This is a genomic window from Paracoccaceae bacterium, from assembly GCA_033344815.1.
Taxonomy (GTDB): domain Bacteria; phylum Pseudomonadota; class Alphaproteobacteria; order Rhodobacterales; family Rhodobacteraceae; genus Roseobacter.
Genome location: JAWPMR010000001.1, coordinates 5,045,466 through 5,061,877 on the forward strand (window position 1 = coordinate 5,045,466; position 16,412 = coordinate 5,061,877).

Here is a 16,412-nt window from a genome sequence, read left to right on the forward strand (position 1 = left end):
TGAATTTCAAACTGCTCGACCATCGGTGGGGCGACCACCCGTTTATGGGAGAATGAATTATGTCTATCGATCGCGACTCATTCGATGATGCGCCATTTGAAAACCTGACTGACGGAGACGATCAAGAGTACCGTTTTGCGTCAACGCGGAATGAAGCGATCGATGGTGGTGGTGGCGATGACGTTATTCTCACAGGATCAGGCAATGACGCGGTCAAAGGTGGTGCCGGGAATGACTATATCGCTACTGGCGCAGGGAATGATACGCTAGCCGGCGGTGCTGGATCGAACATTTTGTCTGGGGGCGCAGGTTCGGATACATTCGTTTTCGACGCAACTGACCTCGGTGACCCGAGCGAAGTGAACTATAACACGATTACTGACTTTGACCCGAGCGAAGATACGCTTCGACTTGTTGGCTTCGATTATTCGTCGGTCAGCGACATTCCTGCGTTTGTGACGCCATCTGGATTGATGCTTCAATTGGCTCCAAGCAAGTTCTTGATCTTACAAGGTGTCATGTCAACTGATGCTTTGGCGACAGCGGTTGATTTTGGTGAAACAAGTCAGCCACCTGTCGTGTCTGCCAACCTGGTTCAGGACACCGGCACCGATGGCGACGGTGTGACATCCGATCCAAGCGTTGCTGGTCAGGTAAGCGGTGACACAGAGATTGTCGGCCTTTTCCTCGTCATCAACGGCGGCACGGAAGTCGATGTCAGTGCTGCCTTGAATCCCGATGGCAGCTTTACAATTGATCCGACAGAGTTTGCGGAGCTCACCGATGGGGCAACGACGTTCGATCTACGCGCTGTTGACGCCGACGGGCTTTCTTCTGAAGTGGTTTCGGTAGGTCTGGAGTTGGATCGTTCTGATCCCGCTATTTCGGATCTTGCTTTGGATGTTGCCTCGGACACAGGTGAGTTGGGCGACGGCAAAACCGATCTTCGTGAGATCACGCTGACAGGCAAAACTGAAGCTGGTGCAACAGTCTCTGCGGCGGGTCAGGAAATAGTTGCGGACGAGAACGGCGACTTTTCGATCAGCGGGATCGCGATCGAGACAGGTGTGAACACGATCGCGTTCACAGCGACCGACCTTGCTGGCAACAGCTCCACATCAAGCATTGAAATCGAGGGGACGGAAGAACCCAGCGACCCACCTGTCGTGTCTGCCAACCTGGTTCAGGACACCGGCACCGATGGCGACGGTGTGACATCCGATCCAAGCGTTGCTGGTCAGGTAAGCGGTGACACAGAGATTGTCGGCCTTTTCCTCGTCATCAACGGCGGCACGGAAGTCGATGTCAGTGCTGCCTTGAATCCCGATGGCAGCTTTACAATTGATCCGACAGAGTTTGCGGAGCTCACCGATGGGGCAACGACGTTCGATCTACGCGCTGTTGACGCCGACGGGCTTTCTTCTGAAGTGGTTTCGGTAGGTCTGGAGTTGGATCGTTCTGATCCCGCTATTTCGGATCTTGCTTTGGATGTTGCCTCGGACACAGGTGAGTTGGGCGACGGCAAAACCGATCTTCGTGAGATCACGCTGACAGGCAAAACTGAAGCTGGTGCAACAGTCTCTGCGGCGGGTCAGGAAATAGTTGCGGACGAGAACGGCGACTTTTCGATCAGCGGGATCGCGATCGAGACAGGTGTGAACACGATCGCGTTCACAGCGACCGACCTTGCTGGCAACAGCTCCACATCAAGCATTGAAATCGAGGGGACGGAAAGCGGCGGATCTGAAGTTTCGAGCATCGGGCTTTCCAATGATAGTGGCGGATCTGAAGTTGATTTAATCACGAATGATCCTGTGCTTGTTGGGCAGCTGACCGACACTGGAACTGAAAAGCTCTTTGTTAGCGTAAATGGCGGCCCCCAATTTGATGCATCCGTCGGATTGGACGGAGACGCATTTGAGTTAACTCAAGACCTTTTGGAGCAAGCTGCTGGGAGTTCTCTTCCTGACGGCGAGATTACTGTTTCCGTGTTTGCCGAAGATAACGCAGGACAGCAAGGTGAGGCGGAAGAGATCACCTTTGTTTTGGATACTACCGTTCCTGCTCTTAACGATGTCGGGCTGGCAGCATCGTCGGATACCGGAATACGTGGGGACGGCGTTACCGCCTTGAGATCCGTCAGGTTGACCGGCGAAGGCGAACCAGGTGCAAGCGTCACCGCGAGTGGAGTTTCCACCGTAGTATCTGTTGATGGAACTTTTACGCTTAACGGAGTGCCGGTGGCGGAAGGCGAAAACCTGATTTCGCTGACTTCGGTCGATTTAGCTGGGAACTCTAGCCAAACCGAACTGGCAATTACCGGGATTGGCGCCGTTGAAGGCCAACCCGTGCTTGTCTGGAACGATATCACGCTGGAGGCGATTGCCGACAACGCCGAAGGAGCAACCGGAGCGTCGCGAATACTGGCCTTGCAATCGGTGGCAGTCCACGATGTCATTGCTGCGATTGATAACGCCCCTGCGTTTCTCGTTCAGGAAGATGTTTCCGGGGATGTGAATCTGTCAGCAGCAGTTGCGCAGGCATCGTATCTTGTTCTCAGCTATGCATATCCAGCTTTCCAAGACGAATTGGATGCCTATTTGGCTGAAGCGCTTGCAGGTGTTCCTAATGGTGCCGCAGAAGACGCGGGCATAGCGCTGGGGCAGGCTGTTGCGGAGAGGTTGATCGAAATCCGGGATGCAGACGGATGGGACGACTTTGAAACGGTCAGCGGTAGCGAAGATCCTGGTCAGTGGCGCGAAACAGGTCCGCTCTTCGAACCTGCTATCGATCCACAATGGGCGTCAATGAACACTTGGGCTTTGCAGTCTTCTGATCAGTTTCGCGTTGATGCGCCACCTGTTTTGTCCAGTTCCGAATATGCTGATGCCGTGGAGGAAGTCCGGGTTATAGGCTCAACAGATAGTACCGAAAGGACATTGGATCAGACTGAGGCTGCACGCTTTTGGAAAGATGGTCGAGGCACGGAAACGACGCCAGGTCATTGGAATTCGATTGCCACCGACCTCATGAAGGATGAGGGAACTGGATCGGCCGAGGCAGCCCGCGCGCTTGCGATGCTCAACGTTTCCATTTCGGATGCAATGATTGCCGCATGGGACACAAAATACACTTACACATTGTGGCGACCTGAAGACGCTATCCGGCAAGCTGGCAGCGATGGAAATGCTGGAACGACTCAAGATCCTGACTGGCAGCCACTCATGTTTGCTCCGGCACACCCAGAATATGTGTCGGGTCACGCGGCGGCGTCCGGCGCAGCAGCGGAAGTCCTGACAGAACTTTATGGTGAGTATTCATTTGCCACCGAGAGCTTAGGGCTTGCTGGGGTGGAACGCTTGTTCTCGTCTTTTTGGGAGGCTGCTCAGGAGAATGCAGACAGTCGCCTTTGGGGGGGCGTGCACTTCGGTTTCTCCAATGAAATTGGATTGGACCAAGGTGCCGAGGTCGCGCAGTGGGCTCTTGAGGCGTTCAATAGCCAAACAGATACGACCGCGCCGACGATAGTCTTGGACGTTTCCTTTGGGTTTACAAATGAACTGCCATTCGCGGTCAGTGGCGCTGCGCTCGATCTGTTGTCGGGCGTTTCCAAGCTTTCCGTTACAATCGACAATTCAGCCAATGGAGAAGCCCCGCAAAGTCAAAATGTTTCTCTTGATGAGAATGGATCGTTCGATGTCGAATTGGGCGCAGAACGCGAAGACGGGACATACACTCTGGAGTTCTCGGCAGAGGACGGCGCCGGGAATGTTTCGAACACGGTCACTTCCACAATTGTTGTTGACACTCTTGATCCCGACTTTACCTTTTCGAGCCTTACGGAAGGTAGCCTGAACGGGCCTAATGCGCGCCTAACGGGTACCGTCGACGGCACCGGGGCACCAATTGTTGCACTGGCCTACCAGATTGACGGTGGTCAAACGTTCAATGTTTCATTCAATCAATCGACGGGAGCGTTTGATAGCGGGCTAAACCTTTCAAACATTGGGGCCGGTTCTCATACGGTGCGCGTAATCGCGAGTGACGCGGCCGGCAATTCAAAGTCTGAAGAAATCAAGTTGGTTCTGGAAGAGGCCCTTCCGTTCATTGTCACATCGGTCCTGCCAGCAGAGGGTGCCGACGATGTCGGATCGACGTTTAGGCCCGAGGTGCATTTCTCAAGGCCGGTAGACCCTGAAACGTTGACCCCGGATACCTTCTTCCTGTCGGATGCTGCAGGAAACAAAATTGCCGCGAACGTTCGCCTTGGAGAAGAGGGCCTGAAAGCATGGCTCTTTCCCGACGATCCAATGCCGGGATCAAATACCATTACGCTCAATATGTTGGGCGACGATATTAAGGCACTGGACGGCACGCCCCTTGACGGAGATACCGATGGCGAGGATGGCGGCGCATTAAGCTCCAGTTTTACAACGGTTTCCACAACAACTGTACCCAATACGACCATTTCGGGCTTTATCGTCGACCCAGGCAATGACCTCAAGCCCATGACCGTGGATGACTATTCGGCGGGGCCAGACGGTGCTGACTATACCGATGACGATATCTTCAAGTCCCCCATTGAAGGGGCAACGGTATTCATCCTAGGTCTTGAGCACATCAAGGTTGTCACAGATGAGAACGGCTATTTTGAACTGACCGAGGTGCCTTCGGGCAATGTCAAGATTGCCGTGGATGGGCGGACTGCGACGAACGCACCCGAGGGGATCTTCTGGCCCGAAATGGTCATGGATGCCAACATCGTGCCGGGGCAAGCGAATACGCTGATGGCCGCGATGAACACGGGTGAACAGCGTGATGCGGTTGAAGGGCGTGGGGAGGTTTATCTGCCGCGCGTGTCGGAGGATATCCTTCAGGAAGTCTCAGATACTGAAATCACCGAAATTGGTATGCCTGTCGCTGCGGCGCAGGATTTGACGGCGGAGGAGCGGTCTCAGGTCAAACTGGTGATCCAACCCGGAAGTGCCGTTGACGAGCATGGCAACCCGGTCGAAGACCCGATGGTCGGCATTTCGACCGTGCCGCCTGAACTGGTCATGGACATGCTGCCCGCCGGGCTGATGCAGCACACCTTCGATTTGACCATCCAGGCCCCCGACAGCGCCGTCTTCACGACCCCGGCTGAATTGACCTTGCCGAATGTCTTCGATGCGGCACCGGGGACGAAGCTGAACCTTCTGTCGTTTGACCACACCACGGGGCGTTTGGTTATCGAGGGCACCGGTACTGTGAGCGCTGACGGGCTTACGGTGACGACAGACCCGGGTACGGGGATCACTAAACCGGGGTGGCATGGTATGACTCCTCCTGGCGCCGTTTGTACGTTCGATGATCCCTTTGGTCCTATCCAGCCGAATGAACCGGGTATCATCGATAACCTGAAAGAGTTGGCCGTTCGAACTTTCGCTCCTCTATATGATTTTGACGAGGGCAAAAATTACGCGGCGGACAATATTGTTTACTACTTGGATGACTTCCCGCCAGGTGAGAAGCCTCCTTTGATCTATGATGAGAATTCAGAGATGGGAGAGGATTTCAAGGAATCAAATTCTCATCAAGATATGATTAACGAAATACTTCAAGAGGTTAACAAAAGGATAAAAGAAAACCCAGACCTAGAAGACTTCTCGTTTAACCCAGATTTGTCCGCAGTAAGAGATGATAATGAGTTAATTCCAGGCGCATCATTTTATTCTGGTGCAACTGAGAACCTTAAGAATTCATGGGGGGTGGTTTCAAACGACGACATTCAAATAGACGTTACTGTAAACCGTGATGGCGGTTCCTCGAGTATCGATTATCGGATACGGATGGAGGAAACATACAAGTTCGATTTGAACGACAGTACAAAATCTGGTCAGGATAAGATTCTGTATGACCTTGATCAGAGCGGAAATGCTCAAGAGTATCAGATTCGGCTAGACTATCGGGACAGTATTAACCTCGATGGACCCGAACAGCAGCAATCTCCTTCTGCACAGAGATTTCTGCAACCCCAAGCTGCGACATTTGCGCTGGCTTCATCAAGTGCTCTGACAGGAACTGTACCAATAAATGGGGAAAGCCCATCTGCTAATTGGATTTCATTTGATCTACTCCAGTTTTTGCATGCAGGGAAGGCTACTTCAGCTGATAGCCTGGTAGAAACTCCTGCCGTTGAATTAGAGGGTAGGCCGTTCAAGTCTGGGTTCTTTTACGCGGTATATCAGTCTGAAGAAAAGATCCTCAATGGGTATGAAGTAGGTAGCCTATCAGAATTCGAGGTTTTTGTTCCGGAACGAGAAAATTTATCGATTAGAATTTTTGACGCGGTGACGGGAACTGCGGCCTTAGGTAGCATTTCTGGAGATGCTTCAAGTGGCACCGTTGGAGTGTCTGGCTACGCGGTTGTTTCATCTGGCGAAGTCGATTTGGATTCAGACGGATTGAATGCATTTTTAGAGGACATAATCGGCACCTCGGACGAATTAGCAGACACAGATTCCGACGGCCTTTTAGATGGATTTGAAGTCGAAAACGACCTTGATCCCCTCAGCGGTTTTATAACCACCACCGGCATTGTCGACACGATCCCTTTATCCGGTGCTGTAGAAGAAATCGCGATCACTGCCGACATTCCGGGAGAAGAGACAATTGCCTTTGTCGCCTCCGGTTCGGCGGGTCTGTCTGTTCTCGATTTGTCAGAACGCACAGCGCCGCGACTTTTGGTGCAGTACGACACGCCGGGTAGCGCCGTGGATGTTGCAGTCGATGGGCAATTGGCTTTGGCCGCGGTCGCAACGGGGTCCAGCATCCAAATTCTGGACGTCTCTACGCCCACAGACCCGCAGCTGGTTGCCACAATCGGCGAGTCCGTCAGCCAGATCGAAGTGGACAGCGGACGCCTTTACGCGGCGGATGATGGTGAGATCCTTGTCTACGACCTCGTGACCGGCGACCGTCTCCAGCGCGAAGACCTGCCCTCCAGCGCAAGCAACGTCCGCGCCATGACGATGGAAAGCGGACTGCTCTACGTGATCGATAATGCGAATACACTGAGCGTGTTCGATGTGGTCGATGACGTGCTGAACTTGCGCGGCACCTTGAGCCTTTCTGGCCAGTCCTGGGCAAACGGACTGCGCTCTGACAAACTCTTTGCCTCCGATGGCGTCCTCTATGTACCTGCAGACGCTGGGTTCAACGCTGGCTTTGGCACAATCGACATTTCCGACCCGGGAAATATGAGCGTGTTGAGCGGCCCTGATGATCGCTCATTGTCAGGCACGGATTTCGCTGACGCTGGCAATGGAATTGGTATCACTGTCGGTCGTCTTGGCGGTGTATTCGGCACCAACAGCGTCATGATCGTGGACAATAGCGATCCCACACAAACAGACCAATTTGTTACGCGTTTTGATCTGGATGCTGCCCCAACGGCAACGGTCGTCTCAGCAGGTTTCGTTTATGTCGGCGATGCGAGCGGCAACTTCCACGTAATTAACGCGCTCGGTTTCGATACCAATGGTGTTGCGCCGAATATTGAGTTTGAACCGTTTGATATCGATGCCGATCCGGAAACTGACGGCATCCAGATCGAAGAAGGTACGGACGTCCGTTTGCCGATCAATTTGACCGACGATGTGCAGATTCAAAAAGTGGAACTGTTGGTCAATGGCGAGGTTGTGCGTACGGACCTATCGATCCCATACGATCTGAAATTCCGCGTTCCCAATCTCGCTGACGGGGTCACGCAAGGCAGTTTCCAAGTTCGGGCCACTGACACGGGTGGAAACATAGCCGTTAGTGACCCGATTGAGTTTGATATTATTGAAGATATCACACCACCGGAGATCATCCGCCTGACGCCGAGTGATGGAGGGCTTACTCTTGTAGACGGCACCACTGTTCGTGTGGTGTTCAATGAGGCCATCGATGTTTCTTCGGTGAGCACTGCTTTGGCGACGCTGACTGACGCAAGTAGTGCTGTGATCGAAGCGGTTTCGGTTGATATCCTTGGTTCCGACAGGATCGTTCAGTTTGACTTTGGAACGCTTGATCTTGGCTTATACGACCTTTCGGTTGACCTCACTTCCGTTAAAGATCTCGCGGGTAATCCAGTCGGTGGTTCCGTTGTCTCGCAAAGCTTGGAGGTTGTCGACGCAACAGCCGTTTGGACAGATGCCAGTGGTGGTGACTGGGGTGACGTTTCAAAGTGGCGCGATGGGGCGCTGCCCACAGATACAGACGGTGTGGCCTTAGTGCTCAATGAAGGCTCTACCGTTGTTTATCGAAACCTAAGCACTGAAGTAGAGAGAATTGTTCTTACCGGAACGTTGGACGTTCAAAGTGGCACCCTGCAAGCCGGGTTGATCGAAGGAAGCAACGGTGTCCTGCGAACATCTGGAGGGACGCTGAAGGACACTGAAGTCAACGGGAGTTCGGACTTTTTAGCCAACATCACAGGTGGGACTTGGTCGAATGTTGATTTGTTGGTTGATGGAGAGGTGTCCTGGGAGTTCTCGACGGCGCGTTTGTTTGCTCGGGATGGTTTGACAGTTGATGGTGAGCTGAGCGTTGTCTCGCTCGCGAACCGGACTGCGCAGATTTACCTGCAGGGTGACCAAGTTGTTGACGGGTCGGGCAAGATTGTTTTGGACGGCTCTGATACGCGCGCGTCTTTGTATCTCGATAGCCTGGAAACCAATGTTCGAGAGACGGCTGTTCTAGGCGCTGATCTGTCGATTGAGGGTCAGGGCCGGATCTATGTGGAACGTGGCGAGGATCGATATCAGATTCTTGGCGATGTGACCGCAGTCGGGGGGCAGCTGTCTGTTCAATATGTTGATAATGTTGGTGAGACGCTGTCACTCGACAGTGCTGGCGGTGGATGGATCAACCTTGGACTGACTGAGAATACCGTTCTGGATGTTGCTTCTGGGGCGGATGTTCGGTTGACGGATGGTTGGACCTATACTGATATCACGCTCGGTGGCGCCGGGGCGACGCGGATCCAGAATGCGACTGTGAACGGGCTAACGGTCACCGGCGAGGCCGAGATTGAAGGCGTCACGGTAAATGCTTCTGGCCAGCTCTCTGTGAATGAGGACCTGACGGTTGAGGGTGAACTGTCAGTTGCGGCAACGCAGCAGCGGACGTCTTATTTGTATCTCAACGGTGAGCAAACGATTGCTGGTTCTGGTGAAATCCTGCTGAGTCGGGCGAATGCGATTGGCGATGAGGCCCTGTCGGGACGCAACTTTGTCCAATTGCGCAGCCAGTTCTCGACGGAGCGCGAGACCCTGACCTTTGGAGAAGATCTGACGATCCTTGGCGATGGTACGGTTACAACGAACCGGAGTGAGGACCGGATCCAGATCCTTGGCGAAGCCAAAGGGATTGAAAATGGTACATTGTTCTTGGAACGCGTGGACAATGCTGATGAAACACTGACTGTTGATGCCAGTGAAGGCCGTGTGTTCTTTAGTGACATTGTTGAGAATACGGTGGTGACCGGGATCGGTTCGGTTGGGCTGCGCAGCGGTCTGCGGATGGAGGATGTGACGTTCAACATGGACGCTGCCCTTGGCAGTGTCACGAGTTCAGTTAACGCCTATCTCGAGGACGGCCTGACACTGAATGCACGGATGGAATTGGCCTCAGGCACGAGCCGATCTGCGTACCTCTACGTGAACGGTGAGCAGACCATCGACGGCACGGGCAGCATCGATCTGACGCGGGCGAATGCGCCGTCGGGCAGCTTTGACAACCGCATCCAGCTTCTGAGCCAGTCGGCAGATGCAGAGGTTCTTACCTTTGGCGCGGGTCTCGAGATCACCGGGACAGGTCGGCTTGAGGCAAACCGGGCAGAAGACAGTCTGCAGATCCTCGGTACGGTTGTCGGACGGGATGGCGAGTTGACGCTGACCGATATCGATAATCAGGGTGAAGCCCTAACGGTGGATGCAAGCGACGGTATTGTTGCGCTTCGTGATCGGATCGAGAACACAGTCTTTGAGGCGACGACGAGCCAAACGGGAGAACTGACGATTGGCAGCAGTGCAACGCTGGACGCAGTTACTCTCAATATGGAGACGGCGTTTGGCGGCAATTTTGTAACTGCGTTTATCGAGAACGGTCTGACGCTGAATAGCGAACTCGAGATCTCGGCGAGTCCGAACGCTTGGTCATATCTCTACTTTACCGGAGAGCAGGTGATTGACGGAACAGGCACGATCCGCTTGTCGGATGCGAATGCGCCGCTGTCAAACAGCCAGCAGAACTACGTCTATCTGAATGGCCAACTCAGCGGTTCCGAGATCGTCACGATCGGTGTCGATATGGAGATCACCGGCGAGGGCTTCGTCCGGTCAGGCAACGACCTTGACGAGTTCCTTGTCGAGGGTGCGATCGTTGCCGACAACGGCACGCTTCGGGCCGATGACATTGCCGCCCTTGAAGGTGTGCTCGGGGCGACATCGGACGGTGATCTGTGGCTGAGCGAAGGAATTGAGCTGACCGAACGCGGCACCCTGGCCGTGGGCCTCTCGGGCAGTGGGACGGATGTCTCGAACGGTCTGATCCGCGTGAACGGCGCGCTCGATCAGATGGGCACGCTCGCGCTCGACATCGCGGCGGACTTCGATGCCGAGATCGGCGACGAGTTCATCATCCTGACCGCCTCCAGCGGCTTCACCGGCGCCTTCGACGACTTCCAGGGCTTCGATCTGGCGGGCAACAAAGCCTTCGAACTCATCGAAAAAGACGCCAACACGCTCGCTCTCCGCGTCACAACAGATGCAACGGCCAGAGATCGCGGGTTCATCGATAGAGATCCGTTTGTGCCAGAGGCCCGTCCGCCTTTCGAGAAAACGGACGTCATTCTGCAAGATGGGCAAGCGCGTCTCTCGGATGCCAACATCGTTGGGGACAACTCAACGGGCAACGGTCCAAGCACGTTTGAGAATGTCACGTTCAAGACGGACACGTCTGTTCAGGCTCTCTCTTCGAACCGGAACTTTACCATTGAACAGGGCGTTGAGCTGGGTGGTGTCACGCTGACCCAGAGCGGCTCGCAACAGGCGCGTGTGTCGACAACGTATCAAGGCACGCAGACAGTCTCCGGGACGGGTGTTATCGATTTTGTACGCGACAGCGGCTTTGGCCAGTCGGTACAACATACGGTGACATTGAGCACTCTGTCGAATGGCGAAGAAACGCTGACGATTGCAGAAGGGATCACGCTACAAGGACATGCCTCCATCGGGGTGAGCCAGACGGGTGTCGACAGTATCAAGATGCTTGGCACGCTTGTTGGTGTGGACGGCAGTGCCTTGACCGTGCGCGACTTGGACAATGATGGTGCGAGTGTCTTGGTAGACGCGTCGGAAGGATCGGTGACCATCGGGTCCTGGACACGCGACACGGTGTTTGAAGCGGTGAATGGCACGACCGGTGCGCTGAACATCCTGAACGGGACGTCATTGGACGGCGTGACCTTTTCCATGGATGCGCTTGTTGATGCCAGCTCGGCTCAGAACCGAGTCGATGTTTATTCTGGCCTGACACTGCAGGATGCCAATTTGGGGCTCCAAGGCTTCAGCAATCTGGCTGAATTGGAGTTCCTCGGTACGCAAAACGTAGACGGAATGGGCACCATCTCATTGTCTGCCAACCCGGCCGGGACAACCAGCAATGCAATCCGTCTGAACGGGGTGAGTTCTACCGAGGAAGTTCTGACCTTTGGTGAGGACATCACGCTTCAGGGAACTGGCACAATCTCAGCGGATGATGCTGGTGATGCCATTCGTATCCTGGGTGAAGTCGTTGTAGATGGCGGGTCTCTGACACTGCACGACATAGACAACGGCGATGCGGCGTTGACAGTGAACGCAACGGGAGGCGCTTTGCGGCTCGCAGAAAGTGTCTCGCACACAGCGCTTATTGCCGCGACAGGGAACACCGGGTTTGCCCAACTGCTGAACGGTCTGATCCTCAAGGACGTGGAACTTGGCATGGACGCCCGGTTCGAGGCTGAGTTCTCGAACCAAACCGTCACGTTGCGTGAAGGTCTGACACTCACGGGGAGCGATCTGACCTTTGCCGGTTCGGAATTTGCGACGGCAACCTTGAATGTTGTGGGCCCGCAGGGATTTGACGGCGATGGGACAATCCTGCTGTCGGATGAAAATGCGATTGATGGCCGGTCTGTACGGAACACCATCAACTTCACCGGCCTGAGCTCCGATATGGAAGTGTTTACAATCGGCGCCGACATGACGCTACGCGGCACCGGGAACATCACCGTCTCGGCCGGGGATGTCATCGACCTGCAAGGCGATGTGGTCGCAACCGGCGGCTCTTTGTCTCTGCAGGGTGTGAGTGACGTTGATGGCGGCATGTCGGTGGATGCCTCCGCATTGCTGAATACGGACCGTGATTTGAGTTTTGCGGACAGCACAGATCTGACGATCGCGTTCTCTGGAGCGGGGCTTGATGCGACCAGTGGTCTGTTGAACGTATCTGGGCTGCTGCGCCGAGACGGCACGTTGAACCTGGACATCGCAGCCGACTTCGATGCTGGAATTGGCACTGAGTTCGAGATCATTCGCACAAACGGCGACTTCAACATTGATGGCTTCGATGCCGTTACTGGCTTCGTCATTGACGACACGCGCAGCATTGCACTGATCGAAAGCGGGAACTCGATCTTTGCGCGGGTTGTGGCGACTGATCTGGGTGGTCAACAGTTGACGCGCAGCGACTTACCAGCCGACCCGGTTCTGCCAAACCTGAACCAGAACTACACCGATCAGATACTGAACGCAGCCTTTGTCGGCGCAGATGCCGCGACGATCACAGGTGGGACTTGGTCGAATGTTGATTTGTTGGTTGATGGAGAGGTGTCCTGGGAGTTCTCGACGGCGCGTTTGTTTGCTCGGGATGGTTTGACAGTTGATGGTGAGCTGAGCGTTGTCTCGCTCGCGAACCGGACTGCGCAGATTTACCTGCAGGGTGACCAAGTTGTTGACGGGTCGGGCAAGATTGTTTTGGACGGCTCTGATACGCGCGCGTCTTTGTATCTCGATAGCCTGGAAACCAATGTTCGAGAGACGGCTGTTCTAGGCGCTGATCTGTCGATTGAGGGTCAGGGCCGGATCTATGTGGAACGTGGCGAGGATCGATATCAGATTCTTGGCGATGTGACCGCAGTCGGGGGGCAGCTGTCTGTTCAATATGTTGATAATGTTGGTGAGACGCTGTCACTCGACAGTGCTGGCGGTGGATGGATCAACCTTGGACTGACTGAGAATACCGTTCTGGATGTTGCTTCTGGGGCGGATGTTCGGTTGACGGATGGTTGGACCTATACTGATATCACGCTCGGTGGCGCCGGGGCGACGCGGATCCAGAATGCGACTGTGAACGGGCTAACGGTCACCGGCGAGGCCGAGATTGAAGGCGTCACGGTAAATGCTTCTGGCCAGCTCTCTGTGAATGAGGACCTGACGGTTGAGGGTGAACTGTCAGTTGCGGCAACGCAGCAGCGGACGTCTTATTTGTATCTCAACGGTGAGCAAACGATTGCTGGTTCTGGTGAAATCCTGCTGAGTCGGGCGAATGCGATTGGCGATGAGGCCCTGTCGGGACGCAACTTTGTCCAATTGCGCAGCCAGTTCTCGACGGAGCGCGAGACCCTGACCTTTGGAGAAGATCTGACGATCCTTGGCGATGGTACGGTTACAACGAACCGGAGTGAGGACCGGATCCAGATCCTTGGCGAAGCCAAAGGGATTGAAAATGGTACATTGTTCTTGGAACGCGTGGACAATGCTGATGAAACACTGACTGTTGATGCCAGTGAAGGCCGTGTGTTCTTTAGTGACATTGTTGAGAATACGGTGGTGACCGGGATCGGTTCGGTTGGGCTGCGCAGCGGTCTGCGGATGGAGGATGTGACGTTCAACATGGACGCTGCCCTTGGCAGTGTCACGAGTTCAGTTAACGCCTATCTCGAGGACGGCCTGACACTGAATGCACGGATGGAATTGGCCTCAGGCACGAGCCGATCTGCGTACCTCTACGTGAACGGTGAGCAGACCATCGACGGCACGGGCAGCATCGATCTGACGCGGGCGAATGCGCCGTCGGGCAGCTTTGACAACCGCATCCAGCTTCTGAGCCAGTCGGCAGATGCAGAGGTTCTTACCTTTGGCGCGGGTCTCGAGATCACCGGGACAGGTCGGCTTGAGGCAAACCGGGCAGAAGACAGTCTGCAGATCCTCGGTACGGTTGTCGGACGGGATGGCGAGTTGACGCTGACCGATATCGATAATCAGGGTGAAGCCCTAACGGTGGATGCAAGCGACGGTATTGTTGCGCTTCGTGATCGGATCGAGAACACAGTCTTTGAGGCGACGACGAGCCAAACGGGAGAACTGACGATTGGCAGCAGTGCAACGCTGGACGCAGTTACTCTCAATATGGAGACGGCGTTTGGCGGCAATTTTGTAACTGCGTTTATCGAGAACGGTCTGACGCTGAATAGCGAACTCGAGATCTCGGCGAGTCCGAACGCTTGGTCATATCTCTACTTTACCGGAGAGCAGGTGATTGACGGAACAGGCACGATCCGCTTGTCGGATGCGAATGCGCCGCTGTCAAACAGCCAGCAGAACTACGTCTATCTGAATGGCCAACTCAGCGGTTCCGAGATCGTCACGATCGGTGTCGATATGGAGATCACCGGCGAGGGCTTCGTCCGGTCAGGCAACGACCTTGACGAGTTCCTTGTCGAGGGTGCGATCGTTGCCGACAACGGCACGCTTCGGGCCGATGACATTGCCGCCCTTGAAGGTGTGCTCGGGGCGACATCGGACGGTGATCTGTGGCTGAGCGAAGGAATTGAGCTGACCGAACGCGGCACCCTGGCCGTGGGCCTCTCGGGCAGTGGGACGGATGTCTCGAACGGTCTGATCCGCGTGAACGGCGCGCTCGATCAGATGGGCACGCTCGCGCTCGACATCGCGGCGGACTTCGATGCCGAGATCGGCGACGAGTTCATCATCCTGACCGCCTCCAGCGGCTTCACCGGCGCCTTCGACGACTTCCAGGGCTTCGATCTGGCGGGCAACAAAGCCTTCGAACTCATCGAAAAAGACGCCAACACGCTCGCTCTCCGCGTCACAACAGATGCAACGGCTGAAGCCGGGGACTTTAATCTGGCCGACGATTTTGTCTTTGATTTTGTGTGAGCGAATATACATGTTTTGGTGCATTGATAATGCTCTTGGCGTCGAAAAAGATGGTGGTCACGCAATAGACGCTGACCTGCTTGCCGAGACTGTTTCACTACCATGGCAATAGACTGCACACTGATAAAAGGCGCCAAACTGAAGGAATTTGATCTTTAAATCTGACTCACAACGTTTTGAGCCAAATCGCCGACCGCAAGGTCACACACTTCGACGAATTCCTCTCAAGGCGTAACGTCGTTCAGGCAGCGTGACAAGCTCCTGCCAAGCTCAACACGGCGGGTTTCAAATAACGACACATTTTTTTGGAGGGCCAATTCATGAACCTTGAAATTGAGATCAATGGCGCCGAAACTTCGGTCGAGGGCGTCAAATTTTCCTTGGAGCTTCTTGCGCTAAGTGGAAAATTGCCAGATGGTCGCCCTATCGGCAATTGGAAGGCTCAAGGGGTTGACATAGAAAGGATATTTCCAGTGTCGCGAGGTTATTACACGGAAGCAACGACCCCAGAAGAAGGCACTTTGCTTCAAAATGGCGGCGGTGAAGGATTGGCGATCCTTAGGAATCTGTTTTTTAAAGATAATCCGTCGGTGGGCGACTCCTCAACAGGTTTTGGCGTTCCTTCGCCGGGCGAAACTGCAGAGTTCATTTGGCGCATAACACGGATTACTTAGGTCGATACGCGCTCCACGGAAAAGCGCACGCGCCCACCTTCGAGTGTTTGCATCGATACTCCCCCAATGAAGTGAGACTGGTGCGCCGGTCGTACGGGCTTGGCATAATTACAAGGTAGTAGCTTATTGATGTTCATCTGCTTGTATTCCTTGGCGACGGCAGTCAGGGCACCGGATAGATAGGCGTGTGGTTCGCTTCCGTTGAGCTTGCAGTTTTCGATCAGCGATGCGATGACAACTCAGTTTTGCGCCTCTGCATCATGACCAGGGAGGAGTGCACTGCGTACAGCTTCCTTAGGTTTAGCGTAAACTCTTTTAATGACGTCCCATCCTTAAGTATGATGTTGATACCGTCGGTTTACATTGCAATCGGAAATGCCATGGTTTGTTCACGATGATGCGTTGAACGAAAAACAGTTGGAGGTGATTTGTCCTCACGGAGTCCGGTCCATGGAGGATCGGACCGACTTCATAGCGGTCTGAAGCT

General features: G+C 54.4%; 3 protein-coding genes. 2 read left to right on the forward strand and 1 reads right to left on the reverse strand.

Annotated features, from left to right (window positions below):
• The first annotated feature begins 59 nt into the window (after nt 1-59).
• Nucleotides 60-15,251, forward strand: a complete 15,192-nt coding sequence (locus R8G34_23445; protein MDW3225808.1) for an Ig-like domain-containing protein — start codon at nt 60-62, stop codon at nt 15,249-15,251.
• Nucleotides 15,252-15,571: 320 nt separating this feature from the next.
• Nucleotides 15,572-15,925 (forward strand): hypothetical protein, encoded by a 354-nt coding sequence (locus tag R8G34_23450; GenBank protein ID MDW3225809.1) that lies wholly within the window; start codon nt 15,572-15,574, stop codon nt 15,923-15,925.
• Here the strand turns inward: R8G34_23450 and R8G34_23455 are convergent.
• On the reverse strand, nt 15,922-16,158 hold the full coding sequence (locus tag R8G34_23455; protein MDW3225810.1) for a transposase domain-containing protein: 237 nt from the start codon (nt 16,156-16,158) through the stop codon (nt 15,922-15,924). The genes R8G34_23450 and R8G34_23455 overlap by 4 nt on opposite strands.
• Nucleotides 16,159-16,412 lie beyond the last annotated feature (254 nt).

Bases quoted from the DNA above. Each gene is read 5' to 3' on its own strand.
- R8G34_23445 (MDW3225808.1), top strand. From the start codon at position 60: ATGTCTATCGATCGCGACTCATTCGATGATGCGCCATTTGAAAACCTG.
- R8G34_23450 (MDW3225809.1), top strand. From the start codon at position 15,572: ATGAACCTTGAAATTGAGATCAATGGCGCCGAAACTTCGGTCGAGGGC.